Source organism: Pseudoduganella sp. GW821-FHT11H04 (assembly GCF_058807935.1).
In genome coordinates, this window is record NZ_JBXARE010000014.1 from 12,122 (window position 1) to 30,479 (window position 18,358).

The 18,358-nt window shown below is 62.4% G+C and carries 16 protein-coding genes; 5 read left to right on the forward strand and 11 right to left on the reverse strand.

What is annotated here, in order from left to right; genetic code table 11:
• Nucleotides 1-13: 13 nt before the first annotated feature.
• Both AC1RTP_RS23375 and AC1RTP_RS23380 read left to right on the forward strand, forming a co-directional pair.
• Nucleotides 14-562 (forward strand): heme NO-binding domain-containing protein, encoded by a 549-nt coding sequence (locus AC1RTP_RS23375; protein WP_498610996.1) that lies wholly within the window; start codon nt 14-16, stop codon nt 560-562.
• Entirely contained in the window at nt 562-2,415 is a 1,854-nt protein-coding gene (locus AC1RTP_RS23380; protein ID WP_498610997.1) for a putative bifunctional diguanylate cyclase/phosphodiesterase, read from the forward strand. The genes AC1RTP_RS23375 and AC1RTP_RS23380 overlap by 1 nt, the downstream gene beginning before the upstream one ends.
• A gap of 4 nt (nt 2,416-2,419) precedes the next feature.
• On the opposite strand, the gene AC1RTP_RS23385 is transcribed toward AC1RTP_RS23380, so the two are convergent.
• The 6 genes from AC1RTP_RS23385 to AC1RTP_RS23410 form a co-directional block, all read right to left on the reverse strand.
• The gene (locus AC1RTP_RS23385; protein WP_498610999.1) at nt 2,420-3,757 is read right to left on the reverse strand and encodes a hemolysin family protein; all 1,338 of its coding nucleotides are present in this window, start codon (nt 3,755-3,757) and stop codon (nt 2,420-2,422) included.
• Between the two features lie 88 nt (nt 3,758-3,845).
• A complete protein-coding gene (locus tag AC1RTP_RS23390; RefSeq protein WP_498611001.1) occupies nt 3,846-5,303 on the reverse strand; it encodes an efflux transporter outer membrane subunit in 1,458 nt (485 codons plus the stop codon).
• Between the two features lie 12 nt (nt 5,304-5,315).
• Nucleotides 5,316-6,434: an ABC transporter permease gene (locus tag AC1RTP_RS23395; protein ID WP_498611003.1), complete on the reverse strand. Its 1,119-nt coding sequence runs from the start codon at nt 6,432-6,434 to the stop codon at nt 5,316-5,318.
• A 2-nt stretch (nt 6,435-6,436) separates the two neighbouring features.
• Nucleotides 6,437-7,579 (reverse strand): ABC transporter permease, encoded by a 1,143-nt coding sequence (locus AC1RTP_RS23400; protein ID WP_498611005.1) that lies wholly within the window; start codon nt 7,577-7,579, stop codon nt 6,437-6,439.
• Nucleotides 7,576-9,348: an ATP-binding cassette domain-containing protein gene (locus tag AC1RTP_RS23405; protein WP_498611007.1), complete on the reverse strand. Its 1,773-nt coding sequence runs from the start codon at nt 9,346-9,348 to the stop codon at nt 7,576-7,578. The genes AC1RTP_RS23400 and AC1RTP_RS23405 overlap by 4 nt, the downstream gene beginning before the upstream one ends.
• 2 nt (nt 9,349-9,350) lie before the next feature.
• The gene (locus AC1RTP_RS23410; protein ID WP_498611009.1) at nt 9,351-10,346 is read right to left on the reverse strand and encodes an HlyD family secretion protein; all 996 of its coding nucleotides are present in this window, start codon (nt 10,344-10,346) and stop codon (nt 9,351-9,353) included.
• 77 nt (nt 10,347-10,423) lie between these two features.
• Here AC1RTP_RS23410 and AC1RTP_RS23415 point away from each other — a divergent pair, with 77 nt between their 5' ends.
• Nucleotides 10,424-11,101 (forward strand): TetR/AcrR family transcriptional regulator, encoded by a 678-nt coding sequence (locus AC1RTP_RS23415; protein WP_498611011.1) that lies wholly within the window; start codon nt 10,424-10,426, stop codon nt 11,099-11,101.
• Here AC1RTP_RS23415 and nhaR read toward each other — a convergent pair.
• Nucleotides 11,055-11,948 carry a transcriptional activator NhaR gene (gene nhaR, locus AC1RTP_RS23420; protein WP_498611013.1) on the reverse strand — a complete coding sequence of 298 codons (894 nt, stop codon included), beginning with the start codon at nt 11,946-11,948 and terminating at the stop codon, nt 11,055-11,057. The genes AC1RTP_RS23415 and nhaR overlap by 47 nt on opposite strands.
• 100 nt (nt 11,949-12,048) lie before the next feature.
• Between nhaR and AC1RTP_RS23425 the strand changes: the two genes are divergently transcribed.
• Both AC1RTP_RS23425 and AC1RTP_RS23430 read left to right on the forward strand, forming a co-directional pair.
• Complete coding sequence (locus AC1RTP_RS23425) at nt 12,049-13,089, forward strand: DUF475 domain-containing protein (protein WP_498611016.1); 1,041 nt, start codon at nt 12,049-12,051, stop codon at nt 13,087-13,089.
• A gap of 4 nt (nt 13,090-13,093) precedes the next feature.
• Nucleotides 13,094-13,792 (forward strand): TIGR00266 family protein, encoded by a 699-nt coding sequence (locus AC1RTP_RS23430; protein WP_498611017.1) that lies wholly within the window; start codon nt 13,094-13,096, stop codon nt 13,790-13,792.
• Between the two features lie 71 nt (nt 13,793-13,863).
• Here AC1RTP_RS23430 and AC1RTP_RS23435 read toward each other — a convergent pair whose 3' ends face one another.
• From AC1RTP_RS23435 to AC1RTP_RS23450, 4 genes are read right to left on the reverse strand one after another with little or no spacing between them, the layout of a single operon-like run.
• Nucleotides 13,864-16,158: a CPBP family intramembrane glutamic endopeptidase gene (locus AC1RTP_RS23435; protein ID WP_498611019.1), complete on the reverse strand. Its 2,295-nt coding sequence runs from the start codon at nt 16,156-16,158 to the stop codon at nt 13,864-13,866.
• The gene (locus AC1RTP_RS23440; RefSeq protein WP_498611021.1) at nt 16,158-16,892 is read right to left on the reverse strand and encodes an ABC transporter ATP-binding protein; all 735 of its coding nucleotides are present in this window, start codon (nt 16,890-16,892) and stop codon (nt 16,158-16,160) included. Before AC1RTP_RS23440 ends, AC1RTP_RS23435 begins: the two co-directional genes overlap by 1 nt.
• Entirely contained in the window at nt 16,889-17,560 is a 672-nt protein-coding gene (lepB, locus tag AC1RTP_RS23445; protein ID WP_498611023.1) for a signal peptidase I, read from the reverse strand. Before lepB ends, AC1RTP_RS23440 begins: the two co-directional genes overlap by 4 nt.
• A 50-nt stretch (nt 17,561-17,610) precedes the next feature.
• On the reverse strand, nt 17,611-18,288 hold the full coding sequence (locus tag AC1RTP_RS23450) for an ArsR/SmtB family transcription factor (protein ID WP_498611025.1): 678 nt from the start codon (nt 18,286-18,288) through the stop codon (nt 17,611-17,613).
• Nucleotides 18,289-18,358 lie beyond the last annotated feature (70 nt).

Genomic DNA, 18,358 nt, shown 5'->3' on the forward strand with positions numbered 1-18,358 from the left:
AAAAGAGGGCGCGATGAAAGGCGTCGTTTTCACAGAATTCATGGAGTTGGTCGAGAGCCGCATGGGCCTCGAAATGCTGGACCGGATCATCACCGAAGCCAATCTTCCCAACGACGGCGCCTATACCTCGGTCGGCACTTACGACCACGCGGAACTGGTGCGCCTGGTGCAGGCTCTCTCGAATGCCACCGGCAACAGCGTGCCAAAGTTGATCCACATGTTCGGTGAGCACCTGTTCCATCGCTTCAGTGTGAACTACCAGCCCCTCTTTGCCGATACCCACAACGCTTTCGATTTCCTGTCCCGCATAGATGACGTGATCCACGTTGAAGTGCGCAAGTTGTATCCGGATGCGGAACTGCCAACGTTGCCGTGCGAACGCCCGGCGCCCGGGCGCCTGGTCATGCATTACAGTTCCCCGCGCGGCTTCGGCGACCTGGCCGAAGGCCTGATTGCCGGCTGCATCAAGCATTATGGCGAAGCGATCGATGTAACCCGAACCGACTTGCCGAAAGAAGGCGCGCTGCATCGCGTGCGCTTTGAACTCGTCAAGCAGAATTGATGGACAAGGAATCACCCCAAAGCACGGTTGCCACACGCAGCCTGCTGCGCGAGCGCACCGCACGCAAGGAAGCGGAATCGCTGCTTGAAAAGAAGTCCCTCGAACTGTACGAAAACTTCCAGCACCTGCGGCGCCTGAACACCCACCTGGAAGACAGCGAGCTGCGCTACCGCACCCTTGTGGAGCTGGCGCCCGATGCGATCTGGATCCACAGCGATGGCAAGATCACCTTCCTGAATCCGGCATCGGTACGCCTGTTCGGCGCCGCCACTGCCGAAGAGTTGATCGGCACGCCCGCCATACAGCGTTTCCCATCCAGCTTCCACAAGACGGTGGAAGAGTGGTCGGGCTTGGACTTGCTGAAGGTGCATGAGAAGCCGCGCAGCACGCTGCAGTTGCTGCGCATGGACGGCAATCTGGTTGATGTTGAATTCTTTGCCTCCGATATCCGCTTCAACAGCGAAGACTCGGTGATGAATGTGGCGCACGACATCACCGAGCGTCTGCTGCACGAGAAAGCCATCAAGCACCAGGCAACGCACGACCAGCTGACCGGACTTCCGAACCGCAACCTGTTCCTGGACCGTCTGTCGCATGCCATCCGCCGCGCCGAACGCCGCAAGGAAACGCTGGCCGTGGTGTTCGTCGACATGGACAAATTCAAGCAGATCAACGATACGCTCGGCCACGCGATAGGCGACGAATTGCTGCGCACCGTGGCCGCCACGCTGAAACAATGCGTGCGCGATTTCGACACGGTGGCCCGCCTGGGCGGGGACGAGTTCGTGCTGCTGCTCGACAGCCCGCTGGGCGACACCACGCCAGGCATGATTGCCGAGCGCATCGGGGCGCGCCTGGCGCAGCCAGTGCAGCTGGCGGGGCAGGACCACGTGATTACAGGCAGCCTGGGTCTGAGCTTGTATCCGAACGATGGAGCGCAGGCCGAGGTGTTGCTGCGCCAGGCCGATATCGCCATGTATCGCGCAAAAGAGAGTGGACGCAATCGCTTCCAGTTCTTCACGCCGGAAATGCAGCACCGCTTGGATGCGCGCGTGACGCTGGAACAGGGCCTGATGCGCGCCTTGCAGCGCGATGAGTTTGTGCTGCACTATCAGCCGCAAGTCAATATCCGCACCGGTAAGGTGATCGGCATGGAGGCCTTGCTGCGCTGGGAGTCGCCGGAACTTGGCCTGGTTCCGCCGATGGAATTCATCCCGGTGGCGGAGGAATCGAACCTGATCATCGCCATTGGCAATTGGGTGATGGAAAAGGTGTGCGCCACCATGCGCGAGTGGCTGAATACCGGCGTGCCGGTGGTGCCGGTTGCGATCAATGTGGCGGCCTCGCAGTTCTCGGTACAGGACCTGGAGAAGCAGGTGCGCGAAGTGCTGGAGCGCTATCGCATCCACCCGCACCTGATCGAGCTTGAGTTGACCGAGAGCCTGTCTATGGATAACCCGGAAGGCACCATCGAATTGATGTACCGCCTTAAGGATATCGGCGTCGCCATGTCGATCGACGATTTCGGCACGGGTTACTCGAACCTCAGTTATTTGAAGCGCTTCCCGGTGGATAAGCTGAAGATCGACAAGAGCTTCACCAGCGGCCTGACGCGCGATCCGGAAGACCGTTCCATCGTGACGGCCGTGATTCGCCTGGCGCACAGCCTGGGCTTGCGCGCCATTGCCGAAGGAGTGGAGACCGCGGGCCAGCTCGAATTGCTGGCGCGCGAAGGCTGCGATGAGTTGCAGGGCTATTTATTCAGCAAGCCGCTGCCGGAAGAAAAGGCAATCAAGTTCCTGCGCGACGGCGTGAGCATGGGGTTGGTGACCATGCCCGACGCCATTCCTTAAACCGTCAATCCTGCTCGTCGGAGTCCGCAGGCAGGTTGCGCGGGATGACTTTGACCAGCAGGATGCGCGGGCCGTTCATCTTTTTCACCACCAGGTCGAAGGCATCGAATTCAACGCGCTGGCCCTGTTTCGGGATGTCGCCGATCTTCAGCATGATCAGGCCGCCGACCGATTCGACTTCGCCCAGGCCCATTTCTTCGTTCTCGATGTCGACGCCGAGGATGCGCTCCAGCGAGAAAATCGGCAGGCTCGCCTTGCCGATTAGCGAACCGTCCGGCTGCTTGAGCCAGTCATTTTCGTTGAGACGGAATTCATCGTGGATTTCACCCACCATGGCGCCCAGCAGGTTGTCCAGCGTGAGGAACCCCACTGGGCGCTTGCCTTTTTCGCCGATGAGGGCGAAGTGCGGCGCGCCATCTTTGAAGCGGCGGAACAGGTCCAGCGCCGGCGTGCGGGCCGAGATGGTTTCCACGGGACGCAGGAAGCCGGCGAGGTCCTTCAGTTCCTTGCGCGATTGCAGGGCGAAGAACAGGTCTTTCAGGTGCACCACACCCAGCACGTTGTCGCCGCTTTCGTCGAAATACGGATAGCGGCTGAAGCGGTTGCGCACAACGGTGTCGAGGTTCTCATCCATCGAACGGTCTTCGTGCAGCGCGATCACTTCATTGATCGGGCGCATCAGGTCGGCCACGCGCAGCTGCGAGAAATCCAGCGAGTTGGCGAGGATGTTGCGCTCGTCCTTATTGAAGGATTCACCGGGCTGGCTGGTGCGCAGGATCAGTTTCAGTTCGTCGGTCGAGTAGTGCGATTCGTGGCCACCGGCTTCGCCCAGGCCGGCCAAGCGCAGCACGCCGTTGGCGCTTTGGTTCAGCAGCCAGATGGCCGGGTACATGGCCCAGTAGAAGGAGTACAGCGGAATGGCGCTCCACAACGCGACCGCTTCCGGAATACGTATAGCGAGCGACTTCGGCGCCAGTTCGCCCACTACGATGTGCAGGAAGGAGATGGTGACGAAGGCGAATACAAAGGAAATGCCGTGCACCAGTTCCGGCGAGGTGATGCCGGCGAAGGTAAGCAGGGGCTCCAGCAGGCGGGCAAAAGCAGGTTCACCGATCCAGCCCAGGCCCAGCGAGGCGAGGGTGATGCCAAGCTGGCAGGCGGACAGGTAGGCATCGATCTGGCCATGGACCTTGGCCAGGATGCGGCCGCGCAGGCCCTGGGTTTTGGCGATGGCGCGCACGCGGGTGCGGCGCAGGGTGACGATGCTGAATTCGGCGGCCACGTAGAAGCCGTTCAGTGCTACGAGGAGAAGTGCGAAGATTACTAGTAAAAGGTTGTCCATATGCGCCCTAAGGCGGTGAGTCGAAAACCTCTATCTTATCCGACCCGGGGCCTGTCTCGCGCATTCCTGATAATTTCTTGTTGGAAAGTTACGTCTGCGGGGCGAGTCCGCTAGCCTTGCAGATGGCCAGCAGGCGCAGGGCAAGGGCGCTCTTGCTGGCGCTTTGTTCGCGCTGTACGGCGAGCAGCGCGCGCTGCGCCTGCAGCAGCGGCAACTGGTCGCTCATGCCGCGCCGCGCGCGCGTTGTGGCCAGTTCCAGCGTGGCGCGGGCGCTCGCCTCACTTGCTGCCAGTGCTTGCTGGCGCTGGCGTTCGGCGGCGTAGGCCGATAGCGCGTCGTCCATTTCGTGCCAGGCTTTGAGGACGGTTTTCTGGAAGTTGATGGCGGCTTCCTGCTGTTCCAGTTCGCGCAATTCGACCGTCGCGCGGCGGCGGCCGTTGTCGAAGATCGGGAGTTGCAGGCTAGGGCCGAGTGACCATTGACGACTGCCCCAGTCGCCGAACTTGCCCGCGTCGACCGACTCCAGGCCCAGCGACAGGCCGAGCGTGACGCGCGGATAAAGGTCCGCCACTGCCACGCCAATGCGCGCCGTCGCCGCCTGTAAGCGCGCCTCCGCCGCCTGGATGTCCGGACGATGCCGCAGCACTTCGCCCGGTACGCCCAGCGCGAGGTCAGGCCCATCCACCGTCGCCGCCCCTTCCGCCGCGAGTTGGGCCTGAAGGGCGCCCGGCGTTTGCGCGAGCAGCATCGTCAGGCGGTTGATGGCGCCCGCCTCCTGCTCGAGCAGCGCCGGCAAGCGCCCTTGCAGCTCAGCGACCGTCGACAACTGCTGCTCGATTTCCAATCCGCTGGCAAGCCCGCCGCGCTGGCGCGCCGATACCAACTCTGCCATCTCCTGCGTAGCCGCCATGTCCGCGCGCAGGATCGCCTGCTGCCGCTGCGCTGCCCGCAATTCATAGTAGTTGCGCGCCACCTCCAACTGCACCGCCACTTGCACTTCGCGCAGCAGCGAACTAGCCTCCGCCATCCCTGCATCGGCGGCCTCCACGCTGCGCCGCACGCGACCCCAAAGATCGAGCTCCCAGCTGGCATCAAACCCCGCCTGATACAAGGAGAATGGATCGCTAAGCTTTTCGATCAGCACATCGCGATTCGCCGGCGCGATCGCATCCACCATCCTCGTGCCGGCCCCTGATTCCGATTGCCGCTGCCGCATCGCTCCAGCCCGGGCATTGACTTGCGGCCCGAAGGCGCCCGCCGCCACATCACGCGTCATCCGGCTTTGCGCAAACCGCAAGGCTGCCGAGCGCACATCAAAGCTGGCCGCCAGCGCCTGTTCCTGCAAGCCATGCAGCACCGGATCATCGAAGCGGGCAAAGGACTGCGCGCCGCCAGAGGACAGCGCCGTGTCGCGCAGCGAAGCAGAACCGCCATGCCAGTCGCCGTAAGCTGCCGGCGCCTTCAATTCGGGCGAATGAAAATCGGGCCCCACCGCCGCGCAACCCGCGAGCGACAGGCAAAGCAGCGAGATCATTGAGCGTTTCATGATGTTTCCAATTCAGGTTAGGCGATGTCGGAATAGCCAGGCCGCCAGTGGCAGGGTAAGCAGGGCAATTAAAAACAGCGGCACCATATTCGGCCACAGCGTGCCAAGTCCAACGCCCTCAAGATAAATACGCTGCACCATATCGATAGCAAAGCGAAGTGGATTAGCCATGGTCACCACCTGCAGCACGTCCGGCATATTGCGTACCGGTGTGGTGAGCCCGGACAAAAGCATCATCGGCATGACCAGCACAAAGGTGTATAGCATTGCTTGCTGCATATTCAGGGACACCGCCGAAATTGACAGGCCAATGCCCACGCTGGCGATCGTGAACAGCGTCAGCGCCGCATAGATAGACAAGAGCGAACCGGCCATCGGCACCCCAAACCACAAGCGCGTAACCAGCAGTATCAGCGTCGATTGCAGCAACCCGATCATGATGGGAGGCAGCGCCTTGCCTATCATGATCTCGGTCGGCGAGAGCGGCGTTACCAGCAACTGATCGAAAGTGCCATGCTCCCGTTCGCGTGCCACCGAGAGGGCCGTCAGCAGCAATGTTTGCAGCATGCTGAGCGCCGCGATCATGCCCGGCAACAGGTACCAGCGAGTTTCCAGGTTCGGATTGAACCAGGCGCGCGACTCGATGCGCAGCGCTGGCTGGACGCCGCCGTGCTTCTCGCGCCATTGTCGGTTGAAGTCGGCCACCACCGCACCGACATAAGCCGCCGCTGTCCCGGCTGTATTGGAGTTGCGCCCATCCAGCACCACCTGCAGCGGCGCCGCATCACCCGCATACAGGCGGCGCTCGAAATCGGCCGGAATGCTGATTGCCAGCAGCGCTTTCTCGCGGTCGATTGCATCGCGCAGCGCTTGCTGGGTTTCGAAAGTGAGGATGCGGCGGAAGGTGCCACTGGCATCCAGCTTCGCCAGTAGTTCGGCGGAAGCCGCGCTGTGGCTCGCGTCGTTCACCGCATAAGGCACATAGGTCAAGTCATAAGTCGCTGCATAGCCGAACAACAGGCTTTGCACGATCGCCGGCACTACCAGGATAAAGCGGCTCTTCGGATCCTTGAGCACGGCCAGGAATTCCTTACGGACGATGGCGGCGATACGGTGGAAGAAGTCGATCATGGCTAATCCAGTCGCTTGCGGGTGACAGCGCGCGCTACGCCAAGCAGCAGTACGGCATAAGCGGCAAGGATCGCGCAATTGCGCAGTATCAGCGGCCAGACATTCCCGGCCAGGAAAAGGGTCTTGACCAGTTCCATGAAATATGTCGCCGGCAGGATATGTCCGACCACCTGCACCGCCAGCGGCACGTTGCGCAAGTCGAACAGGAAGCCGGACAGCATCAGCGAAGGCATGAAGCTGCTCACCAGTGCCAGCTGGCTTGCCAGGAACTGGTTCTTGGTTGCGGAGGAAATCAGCAAGCCCATGCCAACCGCCACCAGCAGGTAGAGCATGGAGGCGAATACGATCACCAGCAGCGATCCCTGCATCGGCACGTCGAACAGGAAGCGCGCAGCAATCAGGCAAAGGAACAAGCCTGCCATGCCGACGCAGAAGTAGGGGATGACTTTGGCCAGCAAGATTTCGACCGGCCGCACTGGCGTGACAAAGAGCGCCTCCAATGTGCCGCGCTCCCACTCTCGTGCCATCACCAGCGCGGTCAGGAAGGCGCCGACCAGCGTCATGATCAGTACGATCAGGCCGGGCACCAGGTACCAGGTGCTGGTGTTGGCGCTGTTGAACCACATACGCTGATCGATGCGTACCGCGCCGTTAGCGGGCAGGGCATCGGGCCGCGCGGCGCTGCCTTGCCGCTCGGCGCGGCGGGCGGCCCATTGCTGCAAGGCGCCGTTGGCGTAATTCATGATGATGCTGGCTCGGTTGGCTTCTGCACCATGCACGATGACCTGTACGGCGGCGCTGCCGGCCGCCATGTCACGCGTGAAGGTGGCTGGGATGCGGATGATGGCGTCGACCTTGCGCTGGCTCAGGAGCTGCTCGGCGTCGTGCATCGATGCGACGGGCAGCGGTGCGAAGGAAGGGGAGAGGCTAAAGCCTGCCACGGCTTCCTGCGCAATGGGCGAGCTGTCTTCCATCACGATGGCGACAGGTGCATTCTTCACGTCCAGCGACAGGCCGTAGCCGAAAATCAGGATCAGCACAATTGGCAGGGCGATGCCGATGGCGAGGTTGGATGCGTCGCGCAGCAACTGACGGAATTCCTTGCGCACCAGGGCCGCGAGGCGGGTGCGGAAACCTTGTTTCATGGTTGGCCTCCCTCGCGGTTCTTTTCGACGATGGCGATGAAGGCGTCTTCCATATTGCCCGCACCTCCCGCCTGCGTGCGGACTTCGCGCGGGGTGCCGATGGCGAGCACCTTGCCGGCATCCTGGATGACGATGCGGTCGCAGTATTCAGCTTCTTCCATGAAGTGCGTCGTCACCACGACCGTCACGCCTTGCTCGGCGAGGGTTGTGATGCGGCGCCAGAATTCCCGTCGAGCGAGCGGGTCTGCGCCGCTGGTTGGCTCGTCCAGGAAGAGGACTTCCGGCTCGTGCAGAAGGCTGGTGGCCATGGCGAGTCGCTGCTTGAAGCCGCCGGGGAGCTGTCCACTGGCCTGGTTTTCCTGGCCGCACAGCTGGAACTCTTCCAGCACTTCGCTGGTACGCTGCTTCAGGCGCTTGCCGCGCAGTCCGTATGCGCCGCCGAAGAAGTCGAGGTTCTCGGCGACGGTCAGGTTGCCGTACAGGGCGAATTTTTGCGATACATAGCCAACCTTGGCGCGTGCTTGCGCGCGGGCGTAGCGCAGGTTCACGCCTGCCACCTGCAGGAAGCCCGAGCTGGCAGGAAGCAGGCCGCATAGCATGCGGAACGTCGTGGTCTTGCCCGCGCCGTTCGGTCCGAGCAAGCCAAAGATCTCCCCGCGCGCCACGCTGAAACTGGTGCTCGCTACAGCCGTGAAGTCGCCAAACTTCCGCACCAGGTCCCGCACCTCAATCATCGCCTCACCATCGCCATCCGCCGCCGCCCCGTTCTCGCCGCTTGTGCCCCGACCGTCGCTCGTCGCCCCCGCCGTGCTCCCGGCTGCGGGGGATTGCGGGCTGGCTCGCAGGAGCATCATGAATCCATCTTCAAGCCGCGAAGGCACGGGCTTCGCGGCCAATCCATTCAGCAGCCGTGCAACGGCGGCATCCGAAGCATCCGCCCGGCGTATAAACCGCACGTGACCACCCTCCGGCACCGCATCAACCACAATCTCCCGCGCATCGATCAAGCGCGCCTGCAATGCGCGGGCCGATTCTCCATTACCCGGCATCGCGGTAAAGCACAAGCCATCTGCGCGGGAGCGCAGGGCGGCCGGCGCACCTTGTGCCAGCAGCTGCCCTTCATGCATCACAAACACCTGCCCGCACCGCTCAGCCTCATCCAGATACGAAGTGCTGACGATGACCGACAAGCGCTCCTCATCGACAAGCTGCGTGACAATCTCCCACAGCTCGCGCCGCGACAAGGGATCGACGCCGACGGTCGGCTCGTCAAGCAGCAACAGCTCCGGCGACCGCACCAGCGTACAAGCCAGTCCGAGCTTCTGCTTCATGCCGCCCGAAAGCTTGCCTGCCGGGCGAGAGGTAAAGCGCCCCAGGTCCGTCATATGCAGCAACCGGGCGAAACGCTCGCGCCGCACCTCCAACGGCACGCCATGCAGGTCAGCATATAAATCCATGTTCTCCTGCACGCTCAGGTCCTCGTAAAGACCAAAACGCTGCGGCATATAGCTGATCCGATCCTGTACCGCCTGTGGGTGCGCCGCCACCTCGATCCCCAGCACCGACAAGCTGCCAGCGCTAGGCGCCAGCAAACCCGCCGCCATGCGCAACAAGGTCGTCTTGCCCGCACCGTCCGGCCCCACCAGCGCCGTCAGCGCACCAGCCGCTACTTCCAGCGAGACATCGCGCACCGCCACCACCGGCGCTTCAGCGCCCTTGACGGTGAAGTGGCGGGACAAGCCGCGCGCACTGAGGACCGGAGCATCCATGACTACTGCCCGAACGCGATCCGCACAGTCGCCGGCATTCCCATGCGCAGCACATCGGCCTTATCCTCGGCCAGCACACGCACCTCATACACCAGCGCCGTACGAAGATCTTCCGTCTGCACGGTCTTAGGTGTGAACTCTGCGACCGAGGAAATGTAGCCAACCTTGCCAGTTAAAGTCTTTCCCGGCAGGCTGTCGATAGAAATTCCTGCTGCCATGCCAGGCTTGATGCGCCCAAGGTCGGCCTCCCGCACATAGGTACGCACCCACTTTGGATCGGCGATGGCCAGCGTATAAACAGGACGCTGCGGCGAAGCCATATCACCCGGCTCCATCAGCCGCGCGCGCACTACGGCATCGACAGGCGCCTTCAGCGTGGCTTCGCCTAGCTGGTGATTGAGCAGTGCGATGGCCGCTTGCGCCGCATCCAGCTGCGCCTGTGCCTGGGCGATATCCTCGCGGCGCGGGCCATGCTGCGCCAGTTCCTGCCCCTGGCGCGCCTGCTCCAGCGCCGCCTGCGCGCCCTTATTGCGCGCCCGGGCGGCATCGACATCCTGCAGGCTGACCGCACGCCCATTGCTGTCCTGTTGCACCGCCGTGACGCGCTCCAGCTGCTGGCGCGCCAGGTCGGCGTCGGCCTGCGCGGCTGCGGTGCGAGCGCGCGACTGCGCCAGTTCTTCAGGCCGCGTGCCAGCTTTCAGGCGGGCCAGCACCTGCTGTTGTGCGTTGGACTGCGCCTCGGTTTCGGCCAGGCGCAAACGCAAGCCGCGTGTGTCCAGTTCCGCCAGCACCTCGCCAGCGTGGACCTTCTGGCCTTCTTCGGCCAGCACGCGCGCCACCCGCTCGGCGGCAGGGAAAGCCAACGCCACCTGCCGCAAATCGACATTCCCATACAGGACCAGTTCCTTGTCGTCGGCGACAGGGCGGCTCCGGTACCAGGCGCCAAACCCTATCGCCGCCACCGCGACAATGGCAATTCCAACAAGTTTCTTATTCATGTGCAGACCCTCCTGCGGAAATTCTACATCAAATTCAAATTTGGATTTGAATTTAAATCCGACGTAAAATGCGAGCCATGCAAAAAAAGACCGCAACCCGTACCAGCCGCCAGGACGGCGACGCCACTCGCCAAGCCTTGCTTGACGTGGCCGGGCAGGTATTTGCGGAACGCGGCTTTGCCGACGCCACCAGCAAGGAAATCTGTGCCCGCGCCGGCACCAATATCGCTGCTGTCAATTATCACTTCGGCAGCCGCGGCGCGCTATATGAAGCTGTGTTGGTGGAAGCGCACCACCAATTACTCAAGCTTGAAGAAATGCAGGAAAACGTGTCGCGCGACCTGCCGCCGCACGACAAGCTGCGCACGATCCTGCGCGGCATCGTGCTGCGCGCCACCGGGCCGCAAGCGCATTGGGGCGCGCGCGTGGTGATCCGCGAACTGATGTCGCCGACCGAGCATGCGCCGGCGCTGGTGCACAAGGCCATCGCCCCCAAGGCCATGCTGATGATGGCGCTGGTGTGCGAGATCCTCGGCCTGCCGCCTACCACGCCCGGCCTGCAACGCGCCTTGTTCCTGCTGATGTCGCCCTGCCTGGCGCTGCTGGTCGCTCCGCGCGAAATGCGCAGCAGCCTGTTCCCCGCATTGTCCGACGATGCCGAAGGACTGGTCGACGATATGATGACTTATGCCAGTGCAGGCCTGGCTGCTATCGCGGCGAAGTATTCAGCATCGCCTCGACCACAGGGTGGCTGATGCGCCGCTCGCTGGAAATGGCGTAGAACTGCTCGCGCAGCTCCGAAGCCGGCGGACCGGCTGGAATCGCGCCAAACTGCTCCAGCATATCGTCCGCCAGCGCCGCCGGCGCAAAGAACAGCCCCATGCCGCTGCGGCCAAAGGTGTTCAGCATCGCGCTATCCTCGAATTCCCCGACCACGTCGGGCCGCACGCCTTGCTCCAGCAGCCAGGCGTCGATGCGGCCGCGCAGCGCGGTATTCCGTGTCGGCAGCAAGAGCGGAGCGCCGTTCAGGCTTGCAGGGAAATCCTTGCCAACTTTGCGGGCCAGCGCACGCACGCCGAACAGCTGCATCTCACTTTCTCCCAGCAGGTGGCTGAACACGCGTAGCGAGGCGCTGGCGCGCACCGGGCGGTCGGTCAGCACGACGTCCAGCTTGTGCAGCGCCAGTTCGGCCAGCAGGACATCGAATTCGCCCTCGGTGCACACCAGGCGAACCGGCGTTTCGGGCGGCAGCGCACCTTGCAGGTAGTGCGCCGCGATCAGCTTCGGCATCGAGTCGGATATGCCGACCGTGAGCCGGATCTTGCCGGTATCGACTTCCTCAAGCGCCTCCTGCATGCGGTCGCCCAGCTGGAAGATTTGCTCGGCATAGGTCAGCGCGACCCGGCCTGCCTCGGTCGGCACCAGCCGCCGTCCTTGCTGGGTTAGCAGGGACTTGCCGATGGACTGTTCCAGCGCCGCGATCTGGGTGCTGACGGTCTGGATGGCTAACCCCAGCCGGTCGGCTGCCCGCGTCACGCTGCCCTCGGTGGCAACCATGCGGAAGAAATAGAGGTGGCGGAAGTTCAGGCCCGTGGTTCTCATGCTTCGATTTTTTAGAAGTAATACTTCGATTATCTTCTATTTTTCAAAATGCGGGTTGCCCTTAGACTTGCCGGACTAACCAACGAGAAAGGGTCAACCGATGAAGCACTTCAGGATTTCCTTCCTGGTCTCCTTCATCTGTCTTGCAATTGCAGGCTGGTGGGGATACCAACAAACTGGCGCGAGCGGCGCCCTGGCGGCCGTCTGGATCGCCCTTATCCTGAGCGTGATGGAAGTTTCGCTCTCCTTTGACAACGCGGTAGTCAACGCCTCGGTCCTGAAAACCTGGGATCCGTTCTGGCAAAAGCTGTTCCTTGGCGTCGGCATCATCATCGCGGTATTCGGCATGCGCCTGGTGTTCCCGCTGGTGATCGTCGCAGTGGCGGCTGACCTTAGCCTGCCCGATGTCTGGACGCTGGCGCTGAACGACCCGAAAGCGTTTTCGACCCACCTGACCAACCACCACGCGGAAGTGGCGGCATTCGGCGGCATGTTCCTGCTGATGGTCTTCCTGAACTTTATCTTCGACCATGAGAAGCAGCTGCACTGGCTGGGTCATGTGGAGCGCAAGCTGGGCGCGCTGGGCAAGGTTTCCTCGATTGCGATCTTGATTTCGATGGCGATCCTGCTTGGCAGCCTGTCCATCGTCGACGAAGCGCAGAAGTTCATCGTGCTGGTGGCCGGCATGTGGGGCCTGCTGGCTTACATTGCGGTGGATGGCCTGTCGTCCTGGCTGGAGAAGGAGGAAGAAGGCGGCGTGAACGCCGGTGAGCTGGTCAAGCGCGGCGGCATTGGCGGCTTCCTTTACCTGGAAGTGCTGGATGCATCGTTCTCCTTCGACGGCGTGATCGGCGCGTTTGCCATCACCAGCGACGTCGTGATCATTATGCTCGGCCTGGCCATTGGCGCGATGTTCGTGCGCTCGATGACGGTCTACCTGGTTCACAAGGGAACGCTCGAAGAGTACGTCTACCTGGAGCACGGCGCCCACTACGCGATCGGCATCCTGGCTGTGATCATGTTGGCGAGCATGAAGTTCCATATTCCGGAAGTGGTGACCGGCCTGATTGGCGTGGCGTTCATCGTGGCCTCGCTCTGGTCCTCGATTCGCCATAAGAAACTTGAACTGAAAGGGGCTTAAAGCGATGACGATTTTCAAAGTGACCGGGGATATCGATCCCTTCCTGCAGGTGTCGATGAGGCAGGGCGAACGCATCTTCTGCGAATCGAATGCGATGGTGATGATGGACTCCACGCTCGAACTGAAGGGCAAGATGCGCGGCGGCCTGGGTGGCGCGCTGATGCGCTCTCTGGCAAACGGCGAATCCTTCTTCCAGCAGAACATCGAAGCCACGGGCGGCGACGGCAACTGCCTGCTGTCGCCGAACCTGCCGGGCGCAATGCGGGTTCTCGATATCGGCGAGCGCCAGTACATGATCAGCGACGGCGCCTTCGTGGCAGCCACGGGCGGCGTTGACTTGCGGGTGCGCACCCAGAACGTTGGCAATGCGCTGTTCGGCCAGAGCGGCGGCTTCTTCATCACGGAATCGGCGGGCCAGGGCCAACTGGCCGTCTCGGGCTTCGGCTCGATGCAGGAAATCGACGTGGAACCGGGCAAGGACGTCGTCATCGACAACGCTCACGTGGTGGCCTGGGATAGCGCACTGCGCTACGAACTGGCTGTGGCAACCCGCTCCGGTGGCGGCTTGCTGGGCAACCTGGTGAATTCGGTGACAAGCGGTGAAGGCATGGTGCTGCGTTTTGCCGGCCGCGGCAAGGTCCTGATCTGCTCGCGCAACCGCGAAGCCTTCGTGGCCTGGATGATGTCGCACCAGAGCCGTTAATCTTTTACCTCCGTTGGACGCTTCCCATGGCGTTCTTCTTTTGCGGTGGCCGACAGGCCGCCGCTTTTTTTTTATGCGACCAGCATGCCGGCGTTGTACAGCGCATGTGCAAGCATTGGCGCAAGCAGTGATTTGCTACGCTCTGCCGCATAGGCCGTGCACAGGCCGAGTACGAAAATCGGCGCCATGGACGAGGGGGGATGGATCACCGCGAACAGAGCTGCGCTGACGGCCATCGCTGGTAGGGCGGAAAGAGAGCGGCGCATTCCGTTGAAGACCTGTCCGCGGAAGATGAATTCTTCAAATATCGGCGCGGCGAGGATTGTCAGGGGCGCCAGCCAGAAAATGGCGGAGCGCGGAGGGGCGGATGGAACGAGGTAGGCCTGGCGCTGGATCGCGAGCCACAGCAAGCCTGCAGCCAGCGCGGGTAGCGACATCAGCACACCCCAGCCGCAAACATTCCGCCAGGCGCCGCTCCATGTGCCGTGCCAGAGGCGCGGTACGCCGCTGGTGCCGAAGCGCCAGTACAGCAAGCGGGCCAGGACGTACACCAGGGCGCCAGCAATCGTAAAGGAGAGCGTGTTGGTCGCTAGCGAGGAAAACTGGCCAGCCAGCTTCAGTGCTCCGCTGATCAGCATTTGCACGAGGAAGAGCAGGATAGCGCATATGATGCCGTCCGCAGCCGAAACCCTTGGCGGCGGCGATGCTGAAGGATCGAGCAGGTAGGGCAGTGAGTCGCGCGCCCGTTGCCAGAGCGCCAGGGCGAGAAAGGCTAGCAGCGCAATTGCCGCCAGCCGCAAATGCCATACGCGTGAGTTCAATGCAAAGGTGTAGAGAGATAGTAGAATCAGGTAGGCATAGGCGAATGTGGGGCGCACGCGGGCATGCATGTCCTGCGCCAGGGGATCGCAAGCCCAGACTCCCAGCGCGACTGCGATAACGGCAAATATCGGGATGCCGGCCACCACCAGCATCAATTGCGAGAAAAAATTACGATTGGCCGGTACGCCAAACCACAAGCCGATGCAAAATACCGCCAGCGGATAGACAAGGGCCAACGCCGACCATAACTGCGCTTTTTCCGCGAGCATAGTGCCGATGGACTTGGGGTAGGTGTACAGCATCCACAGCGCATGGCCTTCGGTATTGATAGTCTGGAAGGCGGACAGCATCAGCACGTAGGCGCCCAGCCCGAATGCCACGGACGACATCAACGCCGGGCTGCGGAGGAACTGGCCCAGGTTCTCCACCTGTCCGTTCAACACCAGCTGGCTGCCGAAAATGATCAGGGGGATCAGCAGGCTTTGGACGAGGAAGTTGCGATCGCGGCTTAGCAATCGCAGCTCGCGCCGCTGAAGCGGTGTGCCGATTGCCCAGCCTTTGAATCTCCCGCTTGCACCCGGGCTTCGGCCAGTCTCGCGCGCACCGGTGGCAACCACGCCGTCGGCCAGCAAGGCATGCAGCAGGCGCAGCCCAAGCCATACCACGAGCGCTGTTTGCGCCGCCAGCAGCAGTCCGAATCCCAATCCATGCCATGCGTCGCGAGCATTCAGGGCACGCAGCGCCAGGCCCGGCGGCGTCCATAAGGTCCATGAAGGGAACTGCGCGGCCCAGCCCAGTGTCAGGGTGGCGGTCGGCATGGCGAGCGACATGGCGAGGTACATCAGCGGCATGCTGGAAACCGAGGCGATGGCCTGCAGGTTGCGCAACTGCGAAGGCGCGAGCCGCAGCCGCAAGCCGGTATCGGCCAGGGTGCGCAGCGTGGCGGCGCAAACCAGCAAGACCAGGGTGCAGCCCGCAGCCAGTAGCGGTGCATTCCAACGGTAGCCGGAATACCAGGCCACCGTCATGCACAGAGGCCATAGCGCCAGGATGCCGGAAGGGTTGGCGACGCTGCGTTCGGCGATGCGCGCCAGCAGCAAGGTGCGCCGCTGCAGCGGCAATGTGACCAGCCATTCCAGATCCCAATCCGGCTGCGCCAGTTCCCGGCTTCCCAGTGGCAGCAGGAAGGCGATGCAGAACAGCAGGCAAGCCTGCATTGTTACCGCCAGCATCACTACGGGGTGGAAGGCTGCCTCCTGCAACTGCCTGCCCGCTTCGTGCATGGCCGTGCAGTGGCTGCCCGTTGGAAGCCGGCACTGCATATTGAGCAGCGAGTTGCTGGCGGTATTGATGAAGGCGAAGAGCATGAAGGCAGCCAGCGCGCAGGTCACCAGCCAGCGCACATTCTTCTTGCCGCGTGTTGCTTGCCGGCTTGGCCCAAGCCAGCCTTTGCTGATGCGCAGCGCGTTTGCGATGTTCAGGACCCGCAGCAGCCTGAGTCGCGCCAGCAGCCAGAAAGCACGCGGAGCGCTGGGCAGGTCCATCACGCCGCCATATTGTCTTCGTTGGTGAACTTGAGGAACAGCTCTTCCAGCGTGCTGTTGTCGCTGCTGGCGCCGCGTAATTCGTCCAGCGAGCCCGTGGCTACAAGCGCGCCGTGGTTGATGATGCCGACCCGGTTGCACATGCGCTGCGCCATGTCGAGCAGGTGGGTGGACACGAAGATGGTCTTGCCGCCCGCCGCACTGGCGATCAGCTTGTCCTGCACTTCGCGCGCGGCGCGCGGATCCAGACCGTTGATCGGCTCATCCAGGATCAGCACCGCGGGATCGTGCACCAGGGCGCAGGCCAGGCCCAGCTTCTTCTTCATGCCCATCGAGTAATTGACGGCGAATTCCTCGCTCACATCCTGCAGGCCGAATTCCTGCAGCATCTGTGCAGCGCGTTCAACTGCCGCCTGGCGCGGCATGCCGTGCATCTCCGCCACGAATTGAAGGATTTCGCGCCCGCGCAGGAAGTCGTAGAAGATGGGATTGTCCGGCAGGTAACCGACGTGGCGTTTCACTTCTGCCGCATCGGACTGGCAATCGAGGCCGTCCACCAGCACGCGGCCGGCGCTGGGTACCAGGATGCCCATCATCATGCGGATGGTGGTGGTTTTGCCTGCGCCGTTAGGTCCAAGGAAGCCAAACACTTCGCCGCGCCGCACAGTCAGTGTCAGCGGCTGCACGGCGGGAAACTCGCCGTAGTGCTTGGCCAGTCCCTGGAATTCGATCATGGCCGCAAGCTCATTCCTATGCGCTCCGTGCGTGGCGCCCAGTTGCCCAGAATGTCGGCGGAGACCAGGATGCGTTCCGCGCGGCCGATCAACAGTGCGCGCGGGACGAAGCCGATGTAGCGCGAGTCAGCGCTGTTGTTGCGGTTATCACCCAGCATCAGGTAGCTGCCTTCAGGCACGGTGACCGGGCCGAAGTCGCGTGTCGCCTGGACTTGCGGCAGCACCTGGATGCTGTAGCTGGCGCTGGCGTTGTGCTCCTTCAGTTGCAGCGCCTGCAGGTCGCCGACGTGGTCGATGTGTTCAACCGCGTTGCCGAGCACAGTGTATTCGGAGGTCTTGCCATTGATGATCAGGTGTTCGCCACGGATTTCAACGCGGTCGCCCGGCAACGCTGCCACGCGCTTGATCAGGCGCGTGCGGTCCTTGGGCGAGAAAAACGTGACCACGTCGCCGCGCTGCGGTTCGCCCAGATGGCTGACGGCGATATCGGTCAGCGGCACTTTCAAGTCGTAGGCGAGGCGGTTGACGAACACCACGTCGCCTTCCAGCAGGTTGGGGTGCATGGAGGCCGAAGGGATAGGATTCCAGTCTGCAACGGCAGTGCGGAATACGCCCAGCAACAGCAGGAAGGCGATAAAACCCTTGTTGTCGTGGATGATTTTTTTCATGACGGGAGTCTCCGTTCTGGTTCTGGAAACAACATCATCTTTGCAAAATCTTAAGCGCTGCTTAGACCGAAGGCTGCCAGCATCTGGCGTTGTCCTTTCGGCGGAACCTGCAGGGCGCGGCTGTCGAGGTCCTGCTCGACCCAGCCTCGCTTCAACGCCAGTTGCAGCAACGCCGCGCCAAGCGCGCCGCCCAGGTGAGGCTTGCGTTCACTCCAGTCCAGGCAGGGACAGGCGAAGCGGCGGCGCAGCTTGCGCAGTGCCGGCAAATCCAGGCCCAGTTGCTCGAATTGTTTTTCGCCTTCCGCGCTCAAGTCGTAGCCTTCGCTGGCTTCGGCCAGCCAGCCTTGCGCGGCGAAATGGTCGTGCAATTTAACGGCCACGCTGCCCGCCATATGATCGTAACAGGTTCGCGCGTTGCGCAAGCGGTCGGGCGTATTGGGTTTGAACTCATTGCGTGGCAGGCCTGCAACGACCAGCAAGGCTTCCAGGGCTGCGGCCACTTCCTGGCTGGCGAGCTGGTAGTAACGGTGTTTGCCTTGCGCGAGCTGCACCAGCAGCTGTTCGTCCTTCAATCGCGAGAGGTGGGCGCTGGCGGTGGAAGGACTCACTTCCGCCACCACGGACAGCTCGGTGGCGGTGCGCGCGTGGCCATCCAGCAGGGAGCACAGCATGCGGGCGCGGGCAGGTTCGGCGATGGCGCCGGCAACGTTGGCAAGCTTGGAATCCATATTTCGGTGTGGGGCGAATTGTCGTTGTGTCTTTTTCAGGATACTGCAAATTCTTGATCAATGCCGGAGG